We start from the raw sequence: 23,649 nt of genomic DNA, 5'->3' as shown, positions 1-23,649 counted from the left end.
CCCCGCCCGGAGGACCCCCCACCCCGCAGACCAACCCCCGCCGCCCCCACCAGCAACACACCCAGCATCAGGAACGGCGCCGCAACCCCAGCAACACCCGCGACAAGACCGGCGGCGGCCGGCGCTGCCACCTGCCCCAGCCGATTACCGGTGAGCCGCAACGCAAGCGCCGTCGACCGGGCCTCATCAGGCGCGGCCTGGACGACCGTAGTCATCGACAGCGGCTGCCCAACGCCCAGGCAGAACCCGAGCACGGCAAGCATCAGAGCGAGCGCCCACACCGGCACAGGCAGCGCCATCCCCGCACACATGACCCCGCCGACCAGACAGGTGGTCGCGAGGAGCGCCGCACGGCCGAGGCGCCGCAGCATCGGCGTCATGACAAGCCGGCAGGCAATCGTCGCGGCGGCCCGCAGGCTCAGCAGCAGACCGACGACGGACGGCGCGATCCCCCGATGCTCGCCGACGACCGGCAGATACGCCGTGAGGATGTCCGTCGCGGACAGCACGGCGAGCGAGATGAAGATGCCGCCGGGCACACCCCGGGTACGCAGAATCCGGCCGACCGGCACACGTGGCCCGGCGGATGCGGCCGCACCCGTCGTCGTACGAGGGTGCTCGATGCGCCACAGCGAGGTGAAGGAGACCGCGGCGACGGCGGCCGCGACGAGCAGCGCGAGCGCACTTGTGGCCCCCAGATCGGGCCCGCCGATGAGCGCGCCCGCGGCGATCGGCCCGACGAGCTGGCCGAGGGACGCGCCGATCGTGAAGTGACCGAAGTTGCGGTCCTGTTCCGCCGGAGCCGACTGCCGGGCGACGATCGACTGGGCGCCGATCACGAACGACAGATGGCCGAGGCCCATCACCCCGCTCCAGGCGGCCATCGCGGCCAGGGAGTCGGCCGTGCCGCTGAGCGCGCAGCCGCCGGCGATGAGGACGACGCCGACGGGCAGCAGGGGCGCGCACCGGCCGTGGTCGGTGCGGCGGCCCAGGGGTACCGCCGCGAACAGCGGAAGGAGCGCGTACACGCCCGCGATCACACCGATCGCGCGCTCGTCCGCGCCGAGCGCCAGAGCCCGGTAGGAGACGGCGGGCCGCGCCATCGACACCGCCCCCTGCGCGAAGCTGAAGGCGATGACGAGGCGGAGCAGCCAGCTTCTCCTGCCGGGCTCTGTAGTGAGACTCATCGGGGTCAGAGGATCCCGAAGAGGAATCCGGCGCCGAGCATCACCAGTGCGGTGAGCGCGGCCCATTTGACCGTGAATTTCGTGTGGTCGCCGAACTCGACCTTGGCCATGCCGACGAGGACGAAGACGGCGGGGACGAGCGGGCTCGACATGTGCAGCGGCTGGCCGATGAGGGAGGCGCGGGCGACCTCGAGGGTGGAGACGCCGTGCGCGTTCCCGGCCTCGGCGAGGACGGGCAGGATGCCGAAGTAGAAGCCGTCGTTCGACATGAAGTACGTGAACGGGATGGACAGGACGCCGGTGACGAGGGCCATGTGCGGGCCCATCCAGTCGGGGATGCCGCCGACGACCCACTTGGCCATGTGGTCGACCATGCCGGTGCCCTGGAGGACGCCGGTGAAGACGGCGGCGGCGAAGACCATGCCGGAGACGTTCAGGACGTTCTCGGCGTGGGCGGCGATGCGGGCCCTCTGGTCGGGCATGTGCGGGAAGTTCACCGTGAGGGCGAGCGCGGCGCCCAGGATGAACAGGACCGGGATCGGCAGCCACTCCATGATCATCGCGGTGAGCAGCGTGACCGTCATCAGCGCGTTGAACCAGTAGAGCTTGGGGCGCAGGGTGGCGCGGTTCGGGTCGAGGGCCGCGAAGGTCTCGCCGTCCTCGTTCTGGTACGAGGGCGCGGCGGAGCCGGAACCCGTACCGGCGGCGCCGCCGGAGGACTGCTTGCCGGAGCCGGACCCGGAAGCCTTACCGCCGGAGGCGCCGGCGCCCACGAGCACCTTCTCGTCGGAGTTCTCCGTGACGGTCTCGGTGACCTCGTCGAGGGAGAGGTAGCCGAGGCGCTTGCGCTCGCGGCGGCCGAGGACGTAGGCGAGGGCGAAGACGAAGAGCAGGCCGACGGCGAGCGCCGGGATCATCGGCACGAAGATGTCGCTGGCGTCGAGCTTCAGCGCGGTCGCGGCGCGGGCGGTGGGGCCGCCCCAGGGCAGCGTGTTCATGACGCCGTTGGCGGTCGCGGCGACGCCCGTCATCACGATCAGGCTCATCTTGAGGCGCTTGTACAGCGGGTACATCGCCGAGACGGTGATCATGAAGGTGGTGGATCCGTCGCCGTCGAGCGAGACGATCGCCGCGAGGACGGCGGTGCCGACGACGATGCGGACCGGGTCCGCCTTCGCGAACTTCAGGATGCCGCGCACGATCGGGTCGAAGAGGCCGACGTCGATCATCAGACCGAAGTAGACGATCGCGAACATCAGCATCGCCGCCGTGGGCGCGAGGTCACCGATGCCCGCGACGACGTAGTCGCCGAGCTTGGCTCCCTTCCCCACGAAGACGCAGAACAGAGCCGGGATGAGCACGAGCGCCGCGATCGGCGACACCTTCTTCATCATGATCAGCACCAGGAAGGTGGCAATCATGCCGAAGCCGAGGATGGTCAACATGTGGATACCTAACGTTCGCCCTTGAACTTCCACCGGGGCCTTGCGGTCAGCGAGACGTTAGGGCGCGCGCATCAGCGTTAACAAGATGTTGACGTGCGAGCAATAAGCGCAAAACTCCAGGTCACGGGGTTGGGTGGCGATCGGGGCGGCCGGCGAGGACGTTCAGGGCTCCGGTACCCGCCCCCGCCGGGGCCCCCGGATCAGTCCAGCACCCGCGCCAGATAAGCCCGCAGCAGCTCCCGCGTCTCCGCGATGACGTTCTCGTCGCCCGACGGGTCGAGCCTGAACGCGAGGCGCACCAGGGCGTCCGCTGATTCGACGGCGATCAGGAACGCGCGCCGCAGGGTGTCGTCGGGCGTGCGGTCGAGGTGGGCGGCGAGCAGTTCGGTGAGGCGGTCGGTGAGGCGGTGGTTGGGGCCGGCGTCGGCGCCGACGGGGATCTGGTTGCCGAAGTCGACGAGGGAGAAGCCGGGAGCGGTGCGCTTCATGGCCAGGTACTCGTCGAGGACGGCGTCCATCGCGGCACGCCAGTCGGCCGCGGGGATCCCCGCGATCCGCTCGGCGATCCGCTCGGCGTAGCGCTCCAGGTTGCGCTCGGCGAGGGCGTCGACGAGGGCGCGCTTGTTGCCGAAGAAGCGGTAGACGGAGCCGATGGGCACTCCGGCGCGGACTGCGACGGCCCGGGTGCTGAGTTCCTCGTAGCCGCCTTCGTCGAGGAGCTGTGCGCAGGAGTCGAGTATCCGGCTCAGGCGTTCGGCGCTGCGTTGCTGGACGGGGGCGCGGCGCAGGGAGGCGGTGCGGGGTACGGGGTCCACGGCTGTCACCCGCCCCCCGTTCCGGCGCTCACGAGTACCCCGCGGGGCGCGGCGGCGTACAGGACCACCCGCGTCCACGGCGGTCCCGGGGTCGTCCACGGCATGCCCCGGAGAGTAGAGGACTGTTCAGCTTCGCGGGGTGCTCTTGCGCGAGGAAAAAGGGAATCCTACGGTTAAGCATAGGAATCATGGACGAGGGAGCGACATGCGTGACGCGAGGAAGACCGCCGAGGGGCTTGCCTACCTCTCGGGCTTCGGCAACGAGCACAGCTCGGAGGCGGTGCCCGGCGCTCTGCCCCACGGACGCAATTCGCCGCAGCGCGCCCCGCTCGGTCTGTACGCGGAGCAGCTGAGCGGCACCGCGTTCACCGAGCCGAGGGCGTACAACCGGCGTTCGTGGCTGTACCGGATCCGCCCGTCGGCCGCGCATCCGGCGTTCGTACGGGCGGACAACGGCGCGCTGCGCACCGCCCCCTTCACCGAGTCCGTCCCCGACCCGAACCGGCTGCGCTGGAACCCGCTGCCCGAGCCGGCCCCCGGCACGGACTTCCTGGCGGGCCTGTGGACGCTTGGCGGGAACGGCGACGCGACCCAGCGCACCGGTATGGCCGTGCACCTCTACCACGCCAACTCCTCCATGACGGACCGGGTGTTCAGCGACGCGGACGGCGAGCTCCTGATCGTCCCGGAGCGCGGCGGGCTGCTGCTGCGCACCGAGTTCGGCCTGCTGCACGCGGAGCCCGGCCACGTCGCGCTGATCCCCCGCGGGGTCCGCTTCCGCGTCGAACTCCTGGACGCCGAGGCCCGCGGCTACGTCTGCGAGAACTACGGCTCCCCCTTCCGCCTGCCCGACCTGGGCCCGATCGGCGCCAACGGCCTCGCGAACGCCCGGGACTTCATGGTCCCCGTCGCCGCGTACGAGGACACCGAAGGGCCGGTGGAGGTGGTGAACAAGTTCTGCGGAAACCTCTGGCGTGCCACGTACGGCCACTCGCCGCTCGATGTCGTCGCCTGGCACGGCAACCATGTCCCGTACGTCTACGACCTGCGCCGTTTCAATGTCATCGGGTCGCTCAGCTACGACCACCCGGATCCGTCGATCTTCACGGTCCTCACCTCGCCGAGCGACACCCCGGGGCTCGCGGGCGTGGACTTCGTCGTGTTCGCGCCGCGCTGGCTGGTCGGCGAGGACACGTTCCGGCCGCCGTACTTCCACCGGAACGTGATGAGCGAGTACATGGGCCTGATCGAGGGTGCGTACGACGCCAAGGCTGAAGGCTTCGTTCCGGGCGGTGGTTCGCTGCACAACATGATGTCGGCGCACGGCCCGGACCGTGAGACGTTCGACAAGGCGTCGGCGGCCCAACTCAGGCCGCAGAAGATCGACGACGGACTCGCCTTCATGTTCGAGACCCGGTGGCCGGTGACCGCGACCGCCCAGGCGGCGCAGGCCGATCACCTCCAGCGCGGCTACGACGACGTGTGGAGCGGGCTCGAGCGGCACTTCAGGACGTCGGACTGAGCCGTTGCACTGAACGCGCCCGACCGATACGGATAGCCCCGTGACCTCTTTCGCCCCGGACTCGATCGTCCTGAACCGCAAGCTGCCGCTCTGGTATCAGGTGTCGCAGTCCCTGCGCGCCTCGATACTCGGGCGCTCCCCCGACGACCCGCTGCGCCTGCCCACCGAGGAACAACTCGCTGGGCACTACGGGGTGAGCGTCCTGACCATGCGGCAGGCGCTCAAGGAGCTGGAGGACGAGGGACTCATCACCCGGCACCGCAGGCGCGGCACCTTCATCGAACCGGCCGCACTGCGGGGAGCGCCGGTGCGCCTCCTCGGTTCGGTCGACGCCATCGTGGCCCAGCAGTCCGGCATGACGACCGAACTCCTCGACCACGGCACGGTGCCGGTGCCCGGCGCACTCGCCGAGCACTTCCCGGGGGCCGGGACCGTGGCGACGTACCACCGGCTGCGCTGCGACGAGGAGACCGGCGAGCCGACGAACCACGCCCGCAACTACATCAGGGCCGACCTCGCCGACCGCGTCGACCTGGCCGACCTGGTGCGCTGGCCGATGACGAAGGTCCTGCGCGACGTCGTCGGCGTGCGCATCAGCCGGATCACCGACACCGTCGAGGCCCGGCTCGCCGACCCTGAGACGGCCCGGCTCCTCCAAGTCCCGCTGCTCAGCCCGATCCTGCACTACACGGGTATCACCTACGACGAGGACGGCCGGCCGCTGGACGTCGCCGTCATCCACTACCGCGGCGACCGGTTCTCGTTCACGGTCACTCTCGACGCGCACTGACCGCGTCGTACGATGCCGAACGTGACGCCCGACAGCCTCGAAAGCCTTGTTGACGCGCCGCTGCTCGCGGACCTCATGCCGTGGTCCGTCGCGCCCCTGCGCCTCGGCCGCGCCTGGCCGCTCGCCCCGGACCCGGCCTCCCTGAAGGCCCGTTGGTCCGCGTTCGTGAAGGCCGAGGCGGCGGAGCGCGAGTCGCTGCTCGAACCGAGCCGGGCGCGCACCTTGCGCACGGCCGTGGCCCAGCTCCCCGGCCGGCGCACCGCGACGGACGACCTGACCCACGCCGACGGTCCCTGCCCCGAACCCGTCCGGGTGCTGCACGCCCCCTTCGACGAGCAGTGGCTGATACCGGACCACCGGCTGATCGACGCGGCCCGCCCGGAGCTGTGGCGGGTGGCCGACGAGAGCCAGCTGTTCGTCGTCGAGCAGGGGTTCGTGCCCGGGGCGGGCGGACCCGCGGTGCTCGCTTGCGCGATCCTGCCCGAGGGCCGCTCCCCCGCAGGACGCCCCGGCCGCATCCGCCCGCTGTACCGGCGCCCTGGGGGCCTTGAACCGAACGTCACGCCGGGTCTGCTCACCGAGCTGTCCGGCCGGTTCGGGCACGGGGTCGGGGCGCGGGACCTGCTCGCCTGGACCCTCGCCGCGGCGCGGCCCTCCCCTCAGGGGCCGCGGGTCCCGCTCCCGGACGACGCCGGACTCTGGGCCACCGGCACGGCCCTCGGCGAGCGGATCCTGTGGCTGCTGCGCCGCGGCGCCGACGGCGACCGGCCCAAACTTCCCGGCGGCCGCCGCCCGTACGTGCGGGCCCCGCTCCCGGACCGTCCCCAGGCTCTCAACTCCGTTCGAGCAGGGGAGACCCCATTGGCCGAACTGCTCTACGACCGGGAGGAGCAGGCCCTGCTCATCGGCGACGGCCGCATCTCCCCGGTCCCCGCCGAGGCCTGGGACTTCCAGGTCAGCGGGGTACGGGTGATCGAGCAGTGGTTCGCCCGCAGGACCACGGCCCCCGAGCCGGGGACGCTGGCGGGGATCCGTCCCAGGACCTGGCCGCAGCCGTGGACGTCGGAGCTCCTGGAGATCGTCACGGTACTGGCACTGCTGGCCGAACTGCGCACGCAGCAAGAGGAGTTGATGACCGCCGCCGTCTCCCTCATCACGGCGACGGACCTGCTCAGGGCGCGCGTCCTGCCGCCGGCGCCGGCCACTCGCAGGCCGGCCTCGGTCCTCGACCATCACGAGGAGGGCCCGGGCGGCCAGTTCGCGCTGCTCTGAAGCGCAGTGCTCCTGCCGGACTCAGGAGGGCACGAACCCGTCGAGTGTGCGCGCGAGGGCCCGCTCGAAGGCCGCCTCCATGTCGACGGGTCCGGCGCTCTGTGTGAACGCGGCGGCCAGGTGCGGATACTCGCCGGTCGAGATCCGGCTCACCAGGTAGGCGGTCCGCATGGCGAACTCCCGCTCCTGCGACCAGGGCAGCGAACGGGTCCGTTCGGCGGCGGAGATCTCGTTGGCGACGTAGAAGGTCACGACACCGGTGAGGGACGCGACGAGTTCCATCTTCGTCCCGGCCGGCAGGTCGACCGGTGCGAGGCAGGCCATGCAGTACTCCAGGTACCGCAGGGCGTTGGGACTGTAGCCGTAGACGGGTGACATGAGCCGGGGCATCCACGGATGCCGGATCATGAGGGCGCGGGCCTGCCGGGCGACACCGAGCAGGTCGGCGCGCCAGTCGCCGGTCGGATCGGCCAGGTCGTACTCGGCGCTCACCGCGTCGACCATCAGCTCGTAGAGGTCGTCCTTCCTCGGCACGTAGTTGTAGAGCGACATCGTGCCGAGGCCGAGCTCCGCCGCGACCCGCCGCATCGACACCGCGTCGATCCCGTCCGCGTCCGCGACGCGCACGGCGACGGCAGCGATGTCACTCCTGCCGTAGGCGGGTTTCGGGCCACGTCCCGCGCGCTCGGGGCGCGTCCAGATCACTTCGGGTTCGGCCGCTCGGCCCGTCATCGGTCATCACCTCGCCCACCATCGTAGTTACGTACACCGTACGTAGTGCGCTACGTTGGCTCCATGACTTCTACGTACGCTGTACTTAGTGAAGGTCTGGAGAAGCGTTACGGCTCAGGGGACCAGGTGGTCCACGCCCTGCGGGGCCTCGATCTCGCTGTCGAGGAGGGCACCGTCTGCGGGCTGCTCGGGCCGAACGGCGCGGGCAAGACGACGGCCGTCCGGGTGCTCACCACCCTGCTGCGGCCCGACGCGGGGTCCGCGCGTGTCGCGGGCCACGACGTCCTGACCGAGTCCGCGGCCGTACGCCGCCGGATCGGCGTCACCGGGCAGTACGCGTCGGTCGACGGCGACCTCACCGGGCGCGAGAACCTGCGCCTGTTCGCCCGTCTCCTGCGGCTGCCGCGTACCCGCGCCGACGAACTGCTCGACCGCTTCGGCCTCACGGCGGCGGCCGACCGCACGGCCCGTTCGTACTCCGGCGGCATGCGGCGCCGCCTCGACCTCGCGGCGAGCCTGCTCACCCGGCCCGTCGTGCTCTTCCTCGACGAGCCGACGACCGGCCTCGACCCGCACAGCAGGAACGGCATCTGGGACGCGGTCCGCGAGCTGACCGGCCAGGGCACGACCGTGCTGCTCACCACGCAGTACCTGGAGGAGGCCGACCAGCTCGCCGACTCCGTGGTCCTGATCGACGGGGGCCGCGCCGCCCACCGGGGCACCCCCGCCGAACTCAAGGCGCAGACCGGCAGTTACGCGGAAGTGGTGGTCGCCGAGGACGCGGCCCTGCACGCCGCGGCCGTCGTCCTCGACCAGCTCTCCGGTGCCGAGCCGACCCTCGACCCGGACCGCAGGGCGGTCGGCGTCGTCACCCTCGACCAGACCCTCACCCTCCCCCGCATCGTCCGCGAACTGGACGCGTCGGGCGTCCCGATCGTGGATGCGACCCTGCGCCCGCCGACCCTGGACGAGGCGTTCCTGCGCCTCACCGGCGGCCGGGAACTCGTCGCATGACCACACCGCACACCGGCCCCGACTCCCTTCCGGAGGAGACCTGATGACCACCGCTCTCCTGTACGACGGCACAGCCATGCTCGGCCGGCACCTTCAGCGGATCCGGCACGCGCCGGCGATCCTCGTGATGACGCAGACGATGCCGATCGTCTTCCTGCTCTTCTTCGGATACGTCTTCGGCAGCGCCCTGGCGATGCCCGGCGCGGACTACCGCGCCTTCCTGGTGCCGGGCATGCTCGTCGCGACCGCGGCGAACGGGATCATGACCGGGATGTTCACGGCGGCCCAGGACTCGCACCGGGGTGTCATGGACCGCTTCCGCACGCTGCCGATGACCCGTGCGGCCGTCCCCCTCGGGCAGGCGGCGGCCGACATCGTGACGACGGCGGCCGGTCTCGTGCCGCTGCTCGCCGTCGGGCTCGCGATGGGCTGGCGCATCGAGGGGGGCGCGCTCGAAGCGGTGGGCGCCTTCGGCCTGTTGCTGCTGTTCCGCTTCGCCACGACATGGGTCGGGATCCTGCTCGGGCTTGCCTCGCGCAGCGAGGAGGCGGCGGGCCAGCTCGGCGGCGCGACGTTCATGCTGCCGCTCCTGTCGAACGCGTACATCCCCACGGCGGGCTTCCCCGGCTGGGTGCGCGTGCTCGCCGAGTGGAACCCGATCAGCGCGGTCGCCACGGCCGTACGCGACCTGTTCGGCAACGCCCCCGTGCCGGGAGGCTCCTCGTGGCCGGTCGCGCACCCGGTGGCCGGCTCGCTCGCCTGGTGCGCGGTACTGCTCGCGGTGTGCGTGCCGCTCGCCGTCCGCCGGTACACCACCGGCGGACGCTGAGCGAACTGCGGCCGGTCTACTTCTGCGGGGCCAGCTCGGGTCCGAGCGAGGAGAACTTCTCGTTCGAGACGACACGTCGGGGCGGCCAGGTGATGTTGTTCGGCGGCCACTTCTGCCCGGTCTTCTTCAGGAACCAGGCCGGCGGCTCGTACATGGGCGGCTCATAGCCGTCCGGCAGGGCCGTCTTCCACTCGACGCCCTTGGTGCGCTCCTTGAACTCGTCCTTGAGCGCCTTGAGCCGCTCGGGCTGCGTGATCAGGTCGACCGCCGTCGCCGCCAGGTACTTCGCGGCGGCGATCACCGCGGCCTGACCGGGCGCCGCTGCGGCGCACGCCGCGGTGGACCAGGTGTGGAACTTGCCGCCGATCGGGGCGAGCGCGGCGCCCATCGACACGGTCGGCACGTTCCAGCTGATGTCGGCGACGTCCGTCGAACCGCCGCCCAGGAAAACAGGGTTGGGCGGGATCAGTTCGGCGACCTTGTCGTGCATGCCGACCTCCGCGAGCCCCAGGGACTTCTGCAGGTCCTTCGCCAGCCGGTGCGCCTCGGCGGTGAACGCGGGCGGGCCGATCTGGCGCATGTTGTCGTACAGCAGTTCCGCGGCCGCCTTGTTGGGCAGCTGGTTCCAGCAGGCGGAGGTGATGCGGTGCTGCACCTTCGTCTGCGAGGCCTTGGCCGCGGCCTCGGAGATCGCGATCACCTTGTCCAGCAGCACCTGGACGCGGGCCGTACTGCCCTCGCGCACGTAGTACGAAATCTCGGCAATCTCCGGGGTCACGTTCGGGATGTCGCCGCCGTTGTTGATGACCCAGTGCAGGCGCGCGGCCGGAGCCATGTTCTCCTCGCGCAGGAACTCCGACATCGTCGCCATCATCACGGCGGCGTCCAGCGCCGACTTGTTGCCCAGCGGGGTGCCGCCGTGGCCCGCGACACCGAGGAACGTGAAGGTGACCGCGGTCATGGCGTTGCTGGTGCCCCAGCCGGTGGCGTTCGCAGTGGAGGGGTGCCAGTCGAGGAACGCGTCGAGCCCGTCGTACACGCCCCTGCTGACGGCGTACGTCTTGCCGATCAGCGCCTCCTCGGCCGTGGAGCCGAAGAACTTCACCGTGACCGGCAGCTTGTGCTTCTTCGCGGCCTGCGCGACGGCGGCCGCCGCTGCCGCCGCCGCGGTACCGAGGGCGCTGTGCCCACAGCCGTGGCCTGGCCCGTAGCTCGGGGAGAAGGGGTCGTGGATGTACTCGCGCGGATCGTGGTGACCGACACCCTTGTTCTGGGAGAGCCCGGGCAGCGCGTCGTACTCGCCGCTGAAGCCGAGGACCGGGCCGCCGCTGCCGTACGAGAAGGTCGCCGTGAACGCCGTCGGGAAGCCGGCCGTGCCGAACTTGACGTCGAATCCCGCCTTCTCGAGGAATCCGGCCTCGGCGACCGAGGAGTTCCACTCGCGCAGCGACAGCTCCGCGTGCTCCCAGATCTCCTCGTTCAGACCCGTGATGCGGGAGGAGTTGGAGGTGATCCAGCCGAGGGCGGAGGCCTTCGCCGGGCTGTCCTCGGCGAGGCCCTCGGGCGCCTTGTACGCACCGGCCTCCTCGACGATGGAATCGGCGGCCGCGGCCATCGCCGGGTCTGCCTCGGCGGTCATGGCGGCGGCGGTCACTCCGGCCGCGCCGAGCAGTTGCATGATGCGGCGCCTGCTGAGCTGCGGACCGGCGGCGGTCTGGGTCGTCCCGTGCTCATGCTCGTGCTCATGCTGGTCGTGCAGGTCACACACGCGCGTACCTCCGGGGGTGAGGTTTCCGTGTACAGGCCAAGCGATCAGGATCAGGCGCAACATTGGCCCCGGAACATTGCCCCGTCAACATCTGTGCATGACAAAGGTGTTACGCACCGGACATGGACGACTGCGCGCGGCGACGCCTGCGAGGGCGTCAACAGGCCCCGGAACGACGGAAAACCGACCGTGCGGAGGGCACGCGTCGGAGGCGAGAGGAGAGGCGCGGCGACGCAAGGGTGACGGGATGTACGGCGGCGCACCGGGAGCGGGGAAGGTGCGGCTCACATGCCGTGTCGGCGCGCGTCAGCGCCGTTTCAGTGCCGGGCGGTCCGATGGGGAGAGCGGTGCCGGGGCGGCAGAAGATTTCTGTCCCGCGTCAGGCGAGCACACCTGGGTGACGCCGCGTGCCGTGGGGATGACGGTCGCGGAGATCGCGGCGCCGTGCCGGTACGGCATGGTCGCCTGAGCGCGGGATCGGGCTGTGCCGGTGATGACCGCCTGTCAGCGGCGGCCGCCGAACAGCGAGCGGCGCAGTCGCCGCAGTGGCGCGAAGAGCGAGACCCGGCTCACTCGCGCGCCCCTGCTGCTGCGCTCGTGCGCGACGTCACGCGAGGTGAGCTCACGCATCAGCAACGTCGCCTCGGCCGCTTCGCGCTGCGGGACGGCGGGACCGCCCAGCACCGAGAGATGGCGGTCGAGACGCGTGCTGGTCGCGCTGCTCCCGCAGGTGATCGCAGGCACACGTGGCCTGCTGCGCACTGTTATCTGTTCCATGTCACTCCCCACCCGTACGAGGGCACCCGGCCCGGGCAGGTTAACCCTATCGCCCCGCGGTGACACTCGTGTATCCCGGTCGCAGGATTCACCTCCCCTATAAGGAGGTTGACGATTACTCACCGAATCCAACTGATTCCAGGGCGAGTTGGACATGGCGGGCATGAACGAGCGCGTCCGGAACGTGGGCGATCTCACGGACACTGGGCTAGCTTTGTGGAGAATCGCACCGCTACGGATGGGGGTCGCCCGTGAGCGAGAATCCGGGCAGTCGAGGGGCCGGCGAAGCGCGTGTGATCGCGGGGCGGTACCGGCTGCTGAGCCCCCTGGGCGAGGGCGGCATGGGCACCGTCTGGCGCGCCCGCGACGAGGTCCTGGGCCGTGAGGTCGCCGTCAAGGAGGTACGCGCCCCGGCCGGGCTCCCGACGGGCGAGGTCGACCGGATGTACGCGCGCCTGGAGCGGGAGGCCTGGGCCGCGGCCCGCATCTCGCACCGGAACGTGGTCACCGTCTACGACGTGGCGACGGAGGACGGCCGCCCCTGGATCGTGATGGAACTGGTGCGCGGGCTCTCCCTCTCCGACCTCCTGGACGCCGAGGGCCCGCTGCCCCCGCGGCGCGCCGCGCACATCGGGGCCGAAGTGGTCGCCGCACTGCGTGCCGCGCACGAGGCGGGCGTTCTGCACCGGGACGTGAAGCCGGGCAATGTACTGATCGCGAACGACGGGCGCATCGTCCTGACGGACTTCGGTATCGCCATGGTCGAGGGCACGTCGGCGATCACGATGACGGGCGAGGTGATCGGCTCGCCCGAATTCCTCTCTCCGGAACGGGCGTTGGGGCGCACACCGGGACCCGAGTCCGACCTGTGGTCGCTCGGGGTCCTGCTGTACGCGGCCGTCGAGGGACAGTCACCGTTCCGGCAGGAGACGCCGCTGAGCACGCTGCGGGCGGTCGTGGACGAGGAGCTGCCTCCCGCCCACCGGGCGGGCCCGCTGGCCCCCGTCATCGAGGGGCTGCTGCGCAAGGACCCGGCCGAGCGGACGTCGGCGGCCGACGCCGAGCGCGATCTGCGGCAGGTGGGTGCGGGCGGCACGCCCCGCGCGGGCACGGTCTTGGCGTCCCCGGAGTCGGCGCCGACACAGACGTCCTGGCAGGGGACGCCGCCGGCTCCGGTTCCGGCCGGATTCGGCTCGGGGCAAGGCACGACGGTCTCCCCGGATCCGGCCACGACGCATCCGGAACGCCCTCGTCGCTCCGTCGCCGTCCTGCTGGCCGGTGTCGTGGCGCTGCTTCTGGCGCTCGGCGGGCTCACATACGCGCTGATGAACCGGGGTGACGGGAGCGACAACTCCGGCGGGAGCGGCGGGAGTTCCGGCGGGAGTTCCTCCGGCGCTTCGCGCAGCCCCTCGGACGATGATTCGAAGGGTGGCGGTGGCGGCTCGCCGAGCGGGGACGACGGCAGCGGCAAGGGCGGCGGAGAGCACTCGACGCCGCCGCAGCAGTCCGTGCGGGTCAGCGTCTCGGCAGTGCGCGGGAGTTACAGCGGCACCTGTCCGCCGCCGGGAGGCGAGGCTCCGGCCTTCAGGGCGACGTTCACCGTGGGCCGCGTGCCCGTCGACGTCCAGTACCGCTGGGTGACGGAGAGCGGCGAGTCGAGCGACCCGGGGTGGAAGACGCTCAGCTTCGCGTCCGGCGGCCCGAGGACCAGGTCGGTCGACCATGTCGAGACGGGCTACACGGACGGGGCCACGCTCCACAACCAGGTCAGCGTGGAGGTGCGCGACCCCGTCCGTGCCACGTCGAACTCGGTGGCGTACGCGGTGACGTGCAAGACGGAGTCCCCTACGGGCGGGGCCTCCCCCTCGCCTTCACCGTCGTACTAGGTACGCAGACGTTCGCAGACGTACAGGTGGTACTAGGCGGCCGCGCTGAACACGGGGAGGTAGCCGCCGGACTGGCCGGCCGCGGTGGGGTGGTAGGACTCGCTGGGGTCCAGCCAGTTGACGCTGTGCAGCCAGGCGCTGCCCGAGCAGATCTCGTGACCGGTGAAGGTCGAGGTCACGTTGCCGAACGTGAAGCCGTGGTCGGCGGCCCGCTTGGCAGTGGTGGAGTTGATCAGGTCTGCCGCGCTGTTGATCGCGGCGCGCTCGGTCTCGGACAGGCCCGCGACGCAGGAGCCGTTGAGCTGGTAGAAGCGCGGGTAGCCGAGGACGACGACATGGGCGGCCGGTGCCCTCGCGGTAATCGCGGAGTACACCTGGTCGAGCAGGCCGGGCAGGGTGTTCTGGACGTACGCCTTGGCCTCGTTGACGCGGGCGACGCAGGTCGACTCGGACTGCAGGACGCAGGTGGTCATGACGTCCGCGAAGCCCGCGTCGTTGCCGCCGATCGACAGCGAGACGAGGCCGGTGCCGGGGCCGAGCGGGCCCAGCTGACCGGAGAGGACATCACCCGTACGAGCGCCCGAGCAGGCGGTGAAGCTGAAGCTCGAAGGTGAGTGCGAGGCCGCCCAGAGTGCGGGATAGGCCTTGGTGCTGCGCTTGCAGGAGCCGCTGGAGCTGTCGTAGCTGCCGGCACCCACGCCGGACGAGTACGAGTCGCCGAGGGCCACATAGCCCGTGGCTGCGGCCTGTTCGGACGCCTGGGCCGATGCCGCCCCGGTGAGGGCGACGCCGGCCGCGAAGAGGATTGAGGTCACGTACGCCGAAATTCGGAAACGTCTCATGAAAACCTCCCTTAGCAGGATCTCTGCCACAACTGTGGTAGCACGCCCCACAGTTCACGGGAAGTGTCCATGTCAACCTTTTCTCGTACGCCTCACGAGAGTTCGCCCGTTGTTCGATTGCAGGTACATGTCAGGCTTGTGACATACCCTCAACTTCCTTGAGCTACGCCCGTAGACCGGCCCATCCCAACCACCCCTGTGTGAACGTGAGTTCCCCCGTGGCGCACCAGGTCTCCGGGGAACGGGCGCATGACGTCTGCACACTCCCTCCGCGTCTTGACTGGGGCCCCGGGACTGCGCGACATTGAAGTCCGGCATCCGGCGCTTCGGGGGGCAAAGTCGCCAATGCAGACCATCGGCATCAAGCCACCGTCATCAGACAGGGCACCGTCACCTGCGCGGTGGGGACGCAGCAGGGACGTATCACCCCTGGGAGCAGGCGCAGCCGCCGCCGTCGCAGGGGTCGGCGCGGTACTGGCGCTCGCGGACATCTCGTCGCCGTTACGCGGCCCGTTGACGCTTTTCTTCCTGCTCACGGCACCCGGCGCCGCGATCGGTTCGGCGTTGCGCGGACTCGATCCGTGGGGCCGCTGGATCTGTGCCGCCGCGGGAGCGGTCGCGCTCGACCTGCTCGTGGCCGAGGTGATGCTCGCCACGCACCGCTGGTCGGTGACCGGCGGGGTCGTCACGATCGCGGTGATCAGCGTCGTCGGCCTCGTCGCACCCATGGTCCCCGCGCGGCGGCTCCTCGGCCGCGCACCGGGAAGGCGGAACTCCTGACGTGGACATCACCCTGCACCGGCCCGGTGAGCTGACCGCCGCCGACCGGGCGGCCTGGACTGCCATGCAGTCCAAGGCACATCTGCACGGCTCGCCCGAGCTGGCGAACCCTTTCCTCTCACCCGAGTTCACCCTCGCGATGGGCCGCTGCCGGCGCGGCGTGCGGATAGCCGTCGTGCGCGAGGACGGCGAGCCCGCGGCGTTCTTCCCGTTCCAGAGATCCGTCACCGGCGTCGGCAGAGCCGTCGGCCTCGGTGTCTCCGACAGCCAGGGCCTGGTGCACAGACCCGGCTTCGAGTGGGACGCCCGCGACCTGCTGCGGGCCTGCGGGCTCTCGGTATGGGAGTTCGACCACCTGGCGGGAGGCCAGGAGCCGTTCGAGGCGGAGGCCTCCGGCAGCTTCCCTTCCCCGGTCATGGACGTCGACCAGGGATACGAGACGTATCTGCGCGTGCTGCGCGAGCGGTCGCCGAAGTTCACCAGGACGACGCTGGCCAAGGACCGCAAGCTGGGCCGGGACGCCGGCGAGGTGCGCTACGTGCACGACGAGCGCGACCCGGAGGCCCTGGCCACGCTGATGGAGTGGAAGTCGGCCCAGTACCGCAGGACCGGCCGCAGCGACCGCTTCGCCCACCCCTGGATCAACCGCCTCGCGCAGCAGCTCTTCCACACCTCTTCGGAGCCGTTCGCCGGGATCCTGTCGGTCCTGTACGCGGGCGGGAAGCCGGTCGCCGCACACTTCGGACTCCGCTCCGAGCGCGTGCTCGCCTGCTGGTTCCCGGCCTACGACCCGGCGTTCGCGAAATTCTCGCCCGGGCTGATCCTGCATCTGCGCATGGCCGAGGCGGCCTCCGCCGACGGCATCGCCTATCTGGATCTCGGCCGCGGCCAGAAGGAATACAAGGACTCCCTCAAGACACGGGAACTGACCGTGCACGAGGGTTGGGTGACGCGTCGTCATCCGGTCGCTCTCGGACACCGGGCACGCCGCGCTCCGGTCCGGGCGCTGCGTAACACCGTGCTGTCCCGGCCCGAGTTCTTCGAGCCGGCCGACAAACTCCTGAAACGGATGGGGAAAATCCGTTCGGGGGGTTAATGGCGAGGGTCAGGTAAAGGTCAAAACAACAGAAACGTGAGGCCTGGTTGCAGGTCTTGCCATACAGTTTCAATCATCAATACCGTCGTACATCCACCCGCATCGGACCATCAACGCAATAGCGATCTAGGGGAGGGCTCAAGATCGCGATGGTCGGGCGCGGGGCGCGGTAGGGGGGTGCCGTGCTCGGTGACCGAAATTCAGCCGAGTCGCGTGCCGCGTGGCCGATTTAGTCGATCGGTCTATTTTGCCAGCTCACTCGGCCTGTACAGAGCTTTATTTGTCATGGCCGTAGGTGAGCACCCCCCTTTCGAACCGGATAAATAATCGGACCGCCCGGGGGCGGGCGGTCCACCGGACGAGAGGGACCAGACTCATGAGTTCTTTTGTGCGTCCTGCGATAGCCGGCCAGTACAGGGCGATCTCGACCCATCTAGCGATTGCGCCGCCGGTGAGCGTCGTGATCCCCGCCATGAATGAGGCGGAAAATCTTCCGTATGTGTTCAAGACACTTCCCGACTGGATCCACGAAGTGGTTCTCGTCGACGGGAATTCCACCGACAACACGGTGGAAGTCGCCCGCGAACTGTGGCCCGACGTGGTCGTCGTCCCGCAGCGCGGCAAGGGCAAGGGCGACGCTCTGATCGCCGGCTTCGCGGCGTGCACCGGGGACATCATCGTGATGGTCGACGCGGACGGTTCCGCGGACGGCCAGGAGATCGTCTCCTACGTCTCCGCCCTGGTCTCGGGCGCCGACTTCGCCAAGGGCTCCCGCTTCGCCAACGGCGGCGGCACCGACGACATGACGCCGATCCGCAAGCTCGGCAACTGGGCGCTGTGCACGGTCGTCAACAAGAAGTTCGGCGCCCGCTACACCGACCTCTGCTACGGCTACAACGCGTTCTGGCGGCACTGCCTGGACCAGATCGACCTCGACTGCACCGGCTTCGAGGTCGAGACCCTGATGAACATCCGGGTCGTCAAGGCCGGCCTCAAGGTCCAGGAGATCCCGAGCCACGAGTACCTGCGGATCCACGGCGCGAGCAATCTGCGCGCCGTGCGGGACGGGCTGCGGGTCCTCAAGGTGATCCTCAGGGAGCGCTCGACCCGGCGCGCACAGCGCCGCCGGACGCAGGCAAGCATGCTCAACACGGGCCGGGGAGAGGTGTCTTGAGCACTCACGCCCCGCACGGCGGCGTGTCCGTCGTGATCTGCGTCTACACCGAGGACCGCTGGGAGGACATCCTCGCGGCGGTGTCCTCGGTGCGGGCGCAGTCGCTGCCGGCTCTCGAGACGCTGCTGGTGGTCGACCACCATCCGGCTCTCCTGGAGCGTCTCGGCAAGGAGTTCAAGGAGTCCGACGACGTGCGCGTGCTCGCCAACGCGGGCCCGCGCGGCCTGTCGGCCGGACGCAACACGGGCATCGCCGTCTCGCGCGGCGGGATCATCGCGTTCCTCGACGACGACGCGGTCGCGGAGCGGGACTGGCTGCGTCACTTCGCCGCCGGGTACGAGGATCCCCTGGTCATGGCGGTGGGCGGGCGTACAGAGCCCATCTGGGCCTCGGGCCGCCGCCCCGCGTGGTTCCCCGAGGAGTTCGACTGGGTCGTCGGCTGTACGTACAAAGGGCTGCCGCGCGGGAAGGTGCGGGTGCGCAACGTGCTCGGGGGGAACGCCTCGTTCCGGCGGTCCGCGTTCGACGCGGCGGGCGGCTTCGCCACGGGCATCGGCCGCGACGGCGACAAGCGGCCGCTCGGCTGCGAGGAGACGGAACTGTGCATCCGGCTCACCCGCGCCCGGCCGGACGCGGTGCTCCTGATCGACGACCGTGCGGTGATCCACCACCGGGTCCCCGCGGGCCGCGAGCGCTTCGCCTACTTCCGGACCCGGGCGTACGCCGAGGGGCTTTCCAAGGCACTGGTCGCGCAGAGCGTGGGCGCGGACAAGGGCCTGGAGTCCGAGCGGCGCTACGCCACGCGGGTCCTGCCGGCCGGAGTGGCGCGCGGAGTACGGGACTTCGTCCTGGCGCGGCCGGGTGGCGCGGGGCGGGCCGGGGCGATCGTGGCCGGAGTCCTCACGACCGCCGGCGGGTACGCGCTCGGCAGTTTCCGGGCGCGCAGGACAGGCGCGACGTTCTCGGTCGTGGAGATCGGCGACGCCCGGTCCACCGAGGGAGGTGGGCCGTCATGAGCGCACCCGTGCCCATCCTCATGTACCACTCGGTGGCGCGTGAACCGAACGACGCGACGCGCGAGCTGTCGGTGACGCCCGAGGCGTTCGCCGAGCAGCTCGCGGCGGTCGCCGACCTCGGCCTCACTCCCCTGACGACCGCCGAACTCGCCGCGGTCTGGCGCTCCCCGGGGCGCGCCCTGCCCGAGCGTCCCGTCCTCATCACCTTCGACGACGGCTACGAGGGCGTGCACCGTCACGCGCTCCCCGTCCTCGCCAAGCACGGCTTCCCGTCGACGCTGTTCGTGTCGACGGGCTGGCTGCGCGGGGCGTACGACACCGGGGGCGGGCTCGACACGATGCTCGGCTGGGACGAGGTGCGCGCGCTCGCCGACGCCGGGACGGAGATCGGCGGGCACAGCCACACGCATCCGCAGCTCGACCAGCTCGACGACGACGCGCTCGGCTTCGAGCTGCTGCGCTGCAAGGAGATCGTCGCCGATGAACTCGGCGCGGTGCCGGTGTCGTTCGCGTACCCGTACGGCTACTCCAGCCGACGGGTGCGCGCCGCCGTGCGCAGGGCCGGGTTCGCCCAGTCCCTGGCCGTCGGCAACGGACTGGCCAGGCGGCGGCAGGGCCCGTACGCGCTCCAGCGCGTCACCGTGCGCCGCGCCACCGGTATCGAGGAGTTCACGCGGCTCGTGGAGGGCCGCGCGATCTCCCGCAACTTCGTCAGGGACCGTGCCCTCACCAAGGGGTACGCCCTGGTCCGCAGAGCCCGACAGGTCCGCCGAAAGGCAATCCGAACCCGTGTCTGACACGACCACCGCCCAGGCCGCCACGACCACTCCGAGCACCGAGCCCCAGCCACCGGCCGGCCGCAAACTGCGGCTGCCCGGCATGGGCAAGGGCGGCAAGGGCAACAAGGAAGCCATGGGCTCGGGGGGCGGGAACCAGCTGTTCCGCAACGCCTATGCCCTGATGCTCAACACCGGCATCTCCGGGGTGCTCGGCGTCGGCTTCTGGCTGGCCGCCGCGCACTACTACACGGCGGACGCGGTCGGTCAGGGCTCGGCGGCGATCGCGGCGATGAAGTTCCTCGCGGGGCTCACCGCCGTGACGCTGACGGGCGCCCTGGCCCGCTTCATCCCCATCGCGGGACGGGCCACGGGGCGGTTCATCTTCCGTACATACGCGGGCAGTTCCGTCGCTGTGTCGTTCGCGGCGCTCGTCTTCCTGCTCACGCTCGACGTGTGGGGGCCCTCGTACCGCTTCCTGCACGGGCCGGTGAACGGGCTCGGTTTCATCGCGGCTGTCGTCGCCTGGTCACTGCTCACGCTCCAGGACGGTGTGCTGACCGGCCTGCGCAGCGCGCTGTGGGTACCGGTCGGCAACACCGTGTTCTCGACCGTGAAGCTGGGGCTGCTCGTCGCCTTCGCCGTGGCCGTCCCGACCACCGGCGTGTTCGTGTCGTGGGTCGTCGCCATCGCCACGTCGGTGGTGCCGCTGGGCTGGCTGGTGTTCCGGCGCCTCGTGCCGCGCCACATCAAGGCCACCGGCGGCAAGGCGGATCCACCGACTCTGCGCCAGATGGGCCGCTTCCTGGCGGGCGACTACACGGGCTCCCTGTTCTCGCTCGCCGTCGTCTACCTCGTCCCGGTCCTGATCGCCTCGCAGGTCAGCTCCGCCGACAACGCGTACTTCTACATCACCACCACCATCGGCGGCACCGTCAATCTGCTGGCCATCAACATGGGCGCCTCGCTGACCGTGGAAGGCTCGCACGACCCGGCGCAGCTCGCCGCGAACACCCGGGCGGCGCTGCGCCGGATGGCGCGGATCATGCTGCCGGTCTGCGGGCTGCTCTTCCTCGCGGCGCCGCTGGTCCTGCACATCTTCGGCGACGACTACGCGCACGCGGCGACCCCGCTGCTGCGCTGGTTCGCCGTCGGCGCGGCGCTGCGCGTGGTCATGGAGACGTACTTCGCGGTGCTGCGTGCGCAGAGCCGGACGGCCGGACTCGCCTGGCTGCAGGGCCTGTTGTGCGTCCTGGTCCTCGGTCTGACGCTGCTGCTCCTGCCCCGGATGGGCCTGACGGGCGCGGGCGTCGCGGAGATCTCCAGCCTGGCCGTGATCGTGGCGCTCGCCGCGCCGAAGCTGTACCGCATCGTGCGGACCGCTCCCCCGGCGCCGCCGACCGTCGTGCCGGCCCCGGACGGCGATCTGGCCGACCTCGGCACTCCGGACGTGACCACGGGGGCCAGGCGTCAGGGCCCCGGGCAGGCGCTTCGTGGCACGCTCGACTCGGACACCCTGCACCTCGCGGTGCAGCTCAATCTGGACCATCAGGAGCGGCGCCCCGACGTGCGGCCGGGGCCCGCGACACCCGCGCACGGGACGCCGGCGGCGGGGGGCGGGGAGGACGAGATGGGGCACCGGCCGACCTGGGCGCTGAAGTCCCCACCGCCACCGGCACCGAGACCGCCCGCGGAGCCCGAACCGGAGCCGAAGCCGGCCACCGTCTCTGCCACATCCGAAACCTCTGCCACGTCGGAGGCTTCTGCCACCTCAGGCATCGTCGGCACATCCAGCACCTCAGGCACTGATGGCACCTCTGACACCGCAGTTCTCGCCCCGCCTGCCACGGACGCCCCAGCCGCCCGGACCCTGCGGGACCGGCTCGCACTGCTCAGCCCCCGCGTCGTCGTCCTGGCCCTGCTGCTCGTCGCCGCGCTCGGGCTGTACTGGGGACCCGTGCTGGGCCTGGGCGACGGCGATCTCGACGGGATGGGCGGGCTCGGGCTCATCTCGGTGCTGCCGCCCGCGACGCTGCTGGGCGCGGCGCTCCTGATCGGGGTGTTCGCGTCCCTTCTGTGGCTCGAACACCCGCACAAATGGCTGCTGTTGCTGACGCTGCTCGCCACGGTCGTCTCGCTGCACGCGCTGCCCGCCGTGATCGAGGCGGAGCCGCGGTTCGCGACGGCGTGGCAGCACCTCGGCTTCATGGAGTACATCGACAGGACCGGCTCGGCGGTGCCCGACCTGGACGCTCGCTGGAGCTGGCCGGGGTTCTTCGCCGTCGCGACGTTCTTCGCCAGGGCGTGCGGCGTCACAGACATGACCGAGGTCATCCGCTGGTGGCCGCTCGCCATGCAACTGCTCTACCTGGCACCGATGTTCCTGCTCACGCGCTCGATGCGGGCGAGCTGGCGCGCCCGGTGGACCGGGCTGTGGATCTTCGTGCTGAGTGGCTGGGTCGGCCAGGACTACTTCTCCCCGCAGGGCTTCACGTACCTCCTCTACCTGGCCTTCGTCGCCATCCTGCTGGTGTGGTTCCGGGCGCCGCGGGTGCTGTGGACCAAGCGGCGGCCCGGCGAGCTGGAGGTCGAGCCCACCGACCGGCGCCAGCGGGCGGTGCTGCTGCTCGTCCTGATCGGCCTGTTCGCGGCGACGGTCCCCGCCCACCAGCTCACCCCGTTCGTGATGCTCGGGGTCCTCGCGGTCCTGGTGCTCGTGGGCCGCTCCGAGCTGCGCGGCCTGCCGATCCTGTTCGCGGTCCTGGTCGCCGTCTGGGTCTCGTTCCTCGCGGAGCCGTACTGGTCGGGCCACTTCGACGAGCTGTTCGGCGGGCTCGGCGGCGTCGGCGGCAATGTGTCGTCGTCGGTCTCCGGGCGTATCCAGGGCGGCAGTTCGGCCCACAAACTCGTCCTCTACGCGCGCGTGCTGCTCGCCGGAGGTGTGATGGCGTTCGCGTGCTGGGGCTGGTGGCGGCGGCGCGACGCCAAGTACCGGGAGCGGTCCCTCCTCGTCCTGACGTTCGTCCCGTTCCTGGGCTTCGGCATGCAGTCGTACGGCGGCGAGATGGCGCTGCGCGTCTTCATGTTCGCGCTGCCGGGCGCCGCGCTGCTCGCCGGCCTCGCGCTGTTCCCGCGCACCGGGATCACCGCGAAGGAACGCGACCGCGACCGGGTGAGCCTCGCGCCGCTCGCCGCGCTGATGGCCGGCCTGATCCTCATGGGCGGCTTCCTCGTGGCGCGCTGGGGCAACGAGCCGTTCGAGCGGATCAGGCCGGGCGAGGTCGCGGCGATGGACTACGTCTACGCGCACGACGACCCGACGGTGCGCCTCCTGTGGATGAGCAACGACACCGTCGACAACGTGACGCCCGCGATGCCGTGGGGCACGCGTGACATGGAGAAGGTGCAGTACGTTCCCACGCTCGCGCCCGTCGACCCCGTGCTCGTCTCCGGCCTGGTGAAGGCACTCAAGGACGCGGGCCCGAACTCGTACCTCGTGATCAACAAGAGTCAGGTCGTCTATCTGCAGATGGATGTCGGCTACTCGAAGACCTGGGAGACGCGGCTCATCCGCAATCTCGACGACCGCCAGGAGCTGACGAAGGTCCTCGTCAACGACGACGTCACGATGTACACCCTGCGCAAGCAGCCGAGCGGTGAGGTCCCGAAGGCCGAGCCGGGGCCGATCGGCCCGCAGATCACCTGGACCCCGTGGTCCGTGGTGGGCGGGCTCGCGGCTGTCGCCCTGGTCCTGCTGCTCGGGGCGCGCGAGATCGTGCGGGTGGCGGTACGGCCGGGGGTGCGGCAACTGCGCTGGCTGCAGAGCAGCTTCTGGTTCTCGCTGCCGCTGCTCGCGGTGCTGCTCGCGTCCATCCTCCAGAGGTTCCTGACGATGGCGTAGGCCCATTTCACGGTGAGATGTGGCTCG

At 70.6% G+C, this 23,649-nt stretch carries 19 protein-coding genes; 12 read left to right on the top strand and 7 right to left on the bottom strand.

The window, feature by feature from the left end:
- The 3 genes from CG723_RS38045 to CG723_RS38035 form a co-directional block, all read right to left on the bottom strand.
- A partial coding sequence (locus CG723_RS38045; protein ID WP_100598163.1) for an MFS transporter occupies window positions 1-1,187 on the bottom strand: 1,187 nt, incomplete at its 3' end.
- 5 nt (window positions 1,188-1,192) lie between these two features.
- Window positions 1,193-2,632 carry a CitMHS family transporter gene (locus CG723_RS38040; RefSeq protein WP_100598114.1) on the bottom strand — a complete coding sequence of 480 codons (1,440 nt, stop codon included), beginning with the start codon at window positions 2,630-2,632 and terminating at the stop codon, window positions 1,193-1,195.
- Between the two features lie 200 nt (window positions 2,633-2,832).
- Window positions 2,833-3,447 carry a TetR/AcrR family transcriptional regulator gene (locus CG723_RS38035; protein WP_100598162.1) on the bottom strand — a complete coding sequence of 205 codons (615 nt, stop codon included), beginning with the start codon at window positions 3,445-3,447 and terminating at the stop codon, window positions 2,833-2,835.
- 205 nt (window positions 3,448-3,652) lie between these two features.
- On the opposite strand from CG723_RS38035, the gene hmgA reads away from it, so the two are divergent.
- From hmgA to CG723_RS38020, 3 genes are read left to right on the top strand one after another with little or no spacing between them, the layout of a single operon-like run.
- Window positions 3,653-4,969, top strand: a complete 1,317-nt coding sequence (gene hmgA, locus CG723_RS38030) for a homogentisate 1,2-dioxygenase (protein WP_100598113.1) — start codon at window positions 3,653-3,655, stop codon at window positions 4,967-4,969.
- Window positions 4,970-5,009: 40 nt separating this feature from the next.
- Window positions 5,010-5,759, top strand: a complete 750-nt coding sequence (locus tag CG723_RS38025; RefSeq protein ID WP_100598112.1) for a GntR family transcriptional regulator — start codon at window positions 5,010-5,012, stop codon at window positions 5,757-5,759.
- 12 nt (window positions 5,760-5,771) lie between these two features.
- Window positions 5,772-7,031: a type ISP restriction/modification enzyme gene (locus tag CG723_RS38020; RefSeq protein WP_100598111.1), complete on the top strand. Its 1,260-nt coding sequence runs from the start codon at window positions 5,772-5,774 to the stop codon at window positions 7,029-7,031.
- Window positions 7,032-7,052: 21 nt separating this feature from the next.
- Here CG723_RS38020 and CG723_RS38015 read toward each other — a convergent pair whose 3' ends face one another.
- A complete protein-coding gene (locus CG723_RS38015; RefSeq protein WP_100598110.1) occupies window positions 7,053-7,763 on the bottom strand; it encodes a TetR/AcrR family transcriptional regulator in 711 nt (236 codons plus the stop codon).
- 63 nt (window positions 7,764-7,826) lie between these two features.
- On the opposite strand from CG723_RS38015, the gene CG723_RS38010 reads away from it, so the two are divergent.
- Window positions 7,827-8,777 carry an ATP-binding cassette domain-containing protein gene (locus CG723_RS38010; protein WP_100598109.1) on the top strand — a complete coding sequence of 317 codons (951 nt, stop codon included), beginning with the start codon at window positions 7,827-7,829 and terminating at the stop codon, window positions 8,775-8,777.
- Window positions 8,778-8,820: 43 nt separating this feature from the next.
- Entirely contained in the window at window positions 8,821-9,606 is a 786-nt protein-coding gene (locus tag CG723_RS38005) for an ABC transporter permease (RefSeq protein ID WP_100598108.1), read from the top strand.
- A 16-nt stretch (window positions 9,607-9,622) separates the two neighbouring features.
- Here CG723_RS38005 and CG723_RS38000 read toward each other — a convergent pair whose 3' ends face one another.
- Together CG723_RS38000 and CG723_RS37995 are read right to left on the bottom strand one after the other, a co-directional pair.
- On the bottom strand, window positions 9,623-11,374 hold the full coding sequence (locus tag CG723_RS38000) for an amidohydrolase (RefSeq protein ID WP_234374720.1): 1,752 nt from the start codon (window positions 11,372-11,374) through the stop codon (window positions 9,623-9,625).
- 504 nt (window positions 11,375-11,878) lie between these two features.
- Complete coding sequence (locus tag CG723_RS37995) at window positions 11,879-12,151, bottom strand: hypothetical protein (RefSeq protein ID WP_100598106.1); 273 nt, start codon at window positions 12,149-12,151, stop codon at window positions 11,879-11,881.
- Between the two features lie 251 nt (window positions 12,152-12,402).
- On the opposite strand from CG723_RS37995, the gene CG723_RS37990 reads away from it, so the two are divergent.
- The gene (locus tag CG723_RS37990) at window positions 12,403-14,037 is read left to right on the top strand and encodes a serine/threonine-protein kinase (protein WP_442802626.1); all 1,635 of its coding nucleotides are present in this window, start codon (window positions 12,403-12,405) and stop codon (window positions 14,035-14,037) included.
- 32 nt (window positions 14,038-14,069) lie between these two features.
- Here CG723_RS37990 and CG723_RS37985 read toward each other — a convergent pair whose 3' ends face one another.
- On the bottom strand, window positions 14,070-14,879 hold the full coding sequence (locus CG723_RS37985; RefSeq protein ID WP_199842056.1) for an SGNH/GDSL hydrolase family protein: 810 nt from the start codon (window positions 14,877-14,879) through the stop codon (window positions 14,070-14,072).
- A 513-nt stretch (window positions 14,880-15,392) separates the two neighbouring features.
- Here CG723_RS37985 and CG723_RS37980 point away from each other — a divergent pair.
- The 6 genes from CG723_RS37980 to CG723_RS37955 all read left to right on the top strand — a co-directional run bounded on the left by CG723_RS37980 (window position 15,393) and on the right by CG723_RS37955 (window position 23,622).
- The gene (locus tag CG723_RS37980) at window positions 15,393-15,659 is read left to right on the top strand and encodes a hypothetical protein (RefSeq protein ID WP_234374719.1); all 267 of its coding nucleotides are present in this window, start codon (window positions 15,393-15,395) and stop codon (window positions 15,657-15,659) included.
- A 1-nt stretch (window position 15,660) separates the two neighbouring features.
- Window positions 15,661-16,755, top strand: coding sequence for a GNAT family N-acetyltransferase (locus CG723_RS37975; RefSeq protein WP_100598103.1), 1,095 nt, complete (start codon window positions 15,661-15,663; stop codon window positions 16,753-16,755).
- A gap of 376 nt (window positions 16,756-17,131) precedes the next feature.
- On the top strand, window positions 17,132-17,929 hold the full coding sequence (locus CG723_RS37970; RefSeq protein WP_100598102.1) for a glycosyltransferase family 2 protein: 798 nt from the start codon (window positions 17,132-17,134) through the stop codon (window positions 17,927-17,929).
- Entirely contained in the window at window positions 17,926-18,945 is a 1,020-nt protein-coding gene (locus CG723_RS37965; RefSeq protein ID WP_100598101.1) for a glycosyltransferase family 2 protein, read from the top strand. Before CG723_RS37970 ends, CG723_RS37965 begins: the two co-directional genes overlap by 4 nt.
- Window positions 18,942-19,742, top strand: coding sequence for a polysaccharide deacetylase family protein (locus tag CG723_RS37960; protein ID WP_100598100.1), 801 nt, complete (start codon window positions 18,942-18,944; stop codon window positions 19,740-19,742). Before CG723_RS37965 ends, CG723_RS37960 begins: the two co-directional genes overlap by 4 nt.
- Window positions 19,735-23,622 (top strand): lipopolysaccharide biosynthesis protein, encoded by a 3,888-nt coding sequence (locus CG723_RS37955; RefSeq protein ID WP_100598099.1) that lies wholly within the window; start codon window positions 19,735-19,737, stop codon window positions 23,620-23,622. Before CG723_RS37960 ends, CG723_RS37955 begins: the two co-directional genes overlap by 8 nt.
- Window positions 23,623-23,649 lie beyond the last annotated feature (27 nt).

The sequence above is a fragment of the Streptomyces sp. CB01635 genome, assembly GCF_002803065.1.
Classification (GTDB): domain Bacteria; phylum Actinomycetota; class Actinomycetes; order Streptomycetales; family Streptomycetaceae; genus Streptomyces.
The sequence above is the reverse complement of the archived record's forward strand: the minus strand, read 5'-3'. Positions and strand labels throughout refer to the sequence as shown.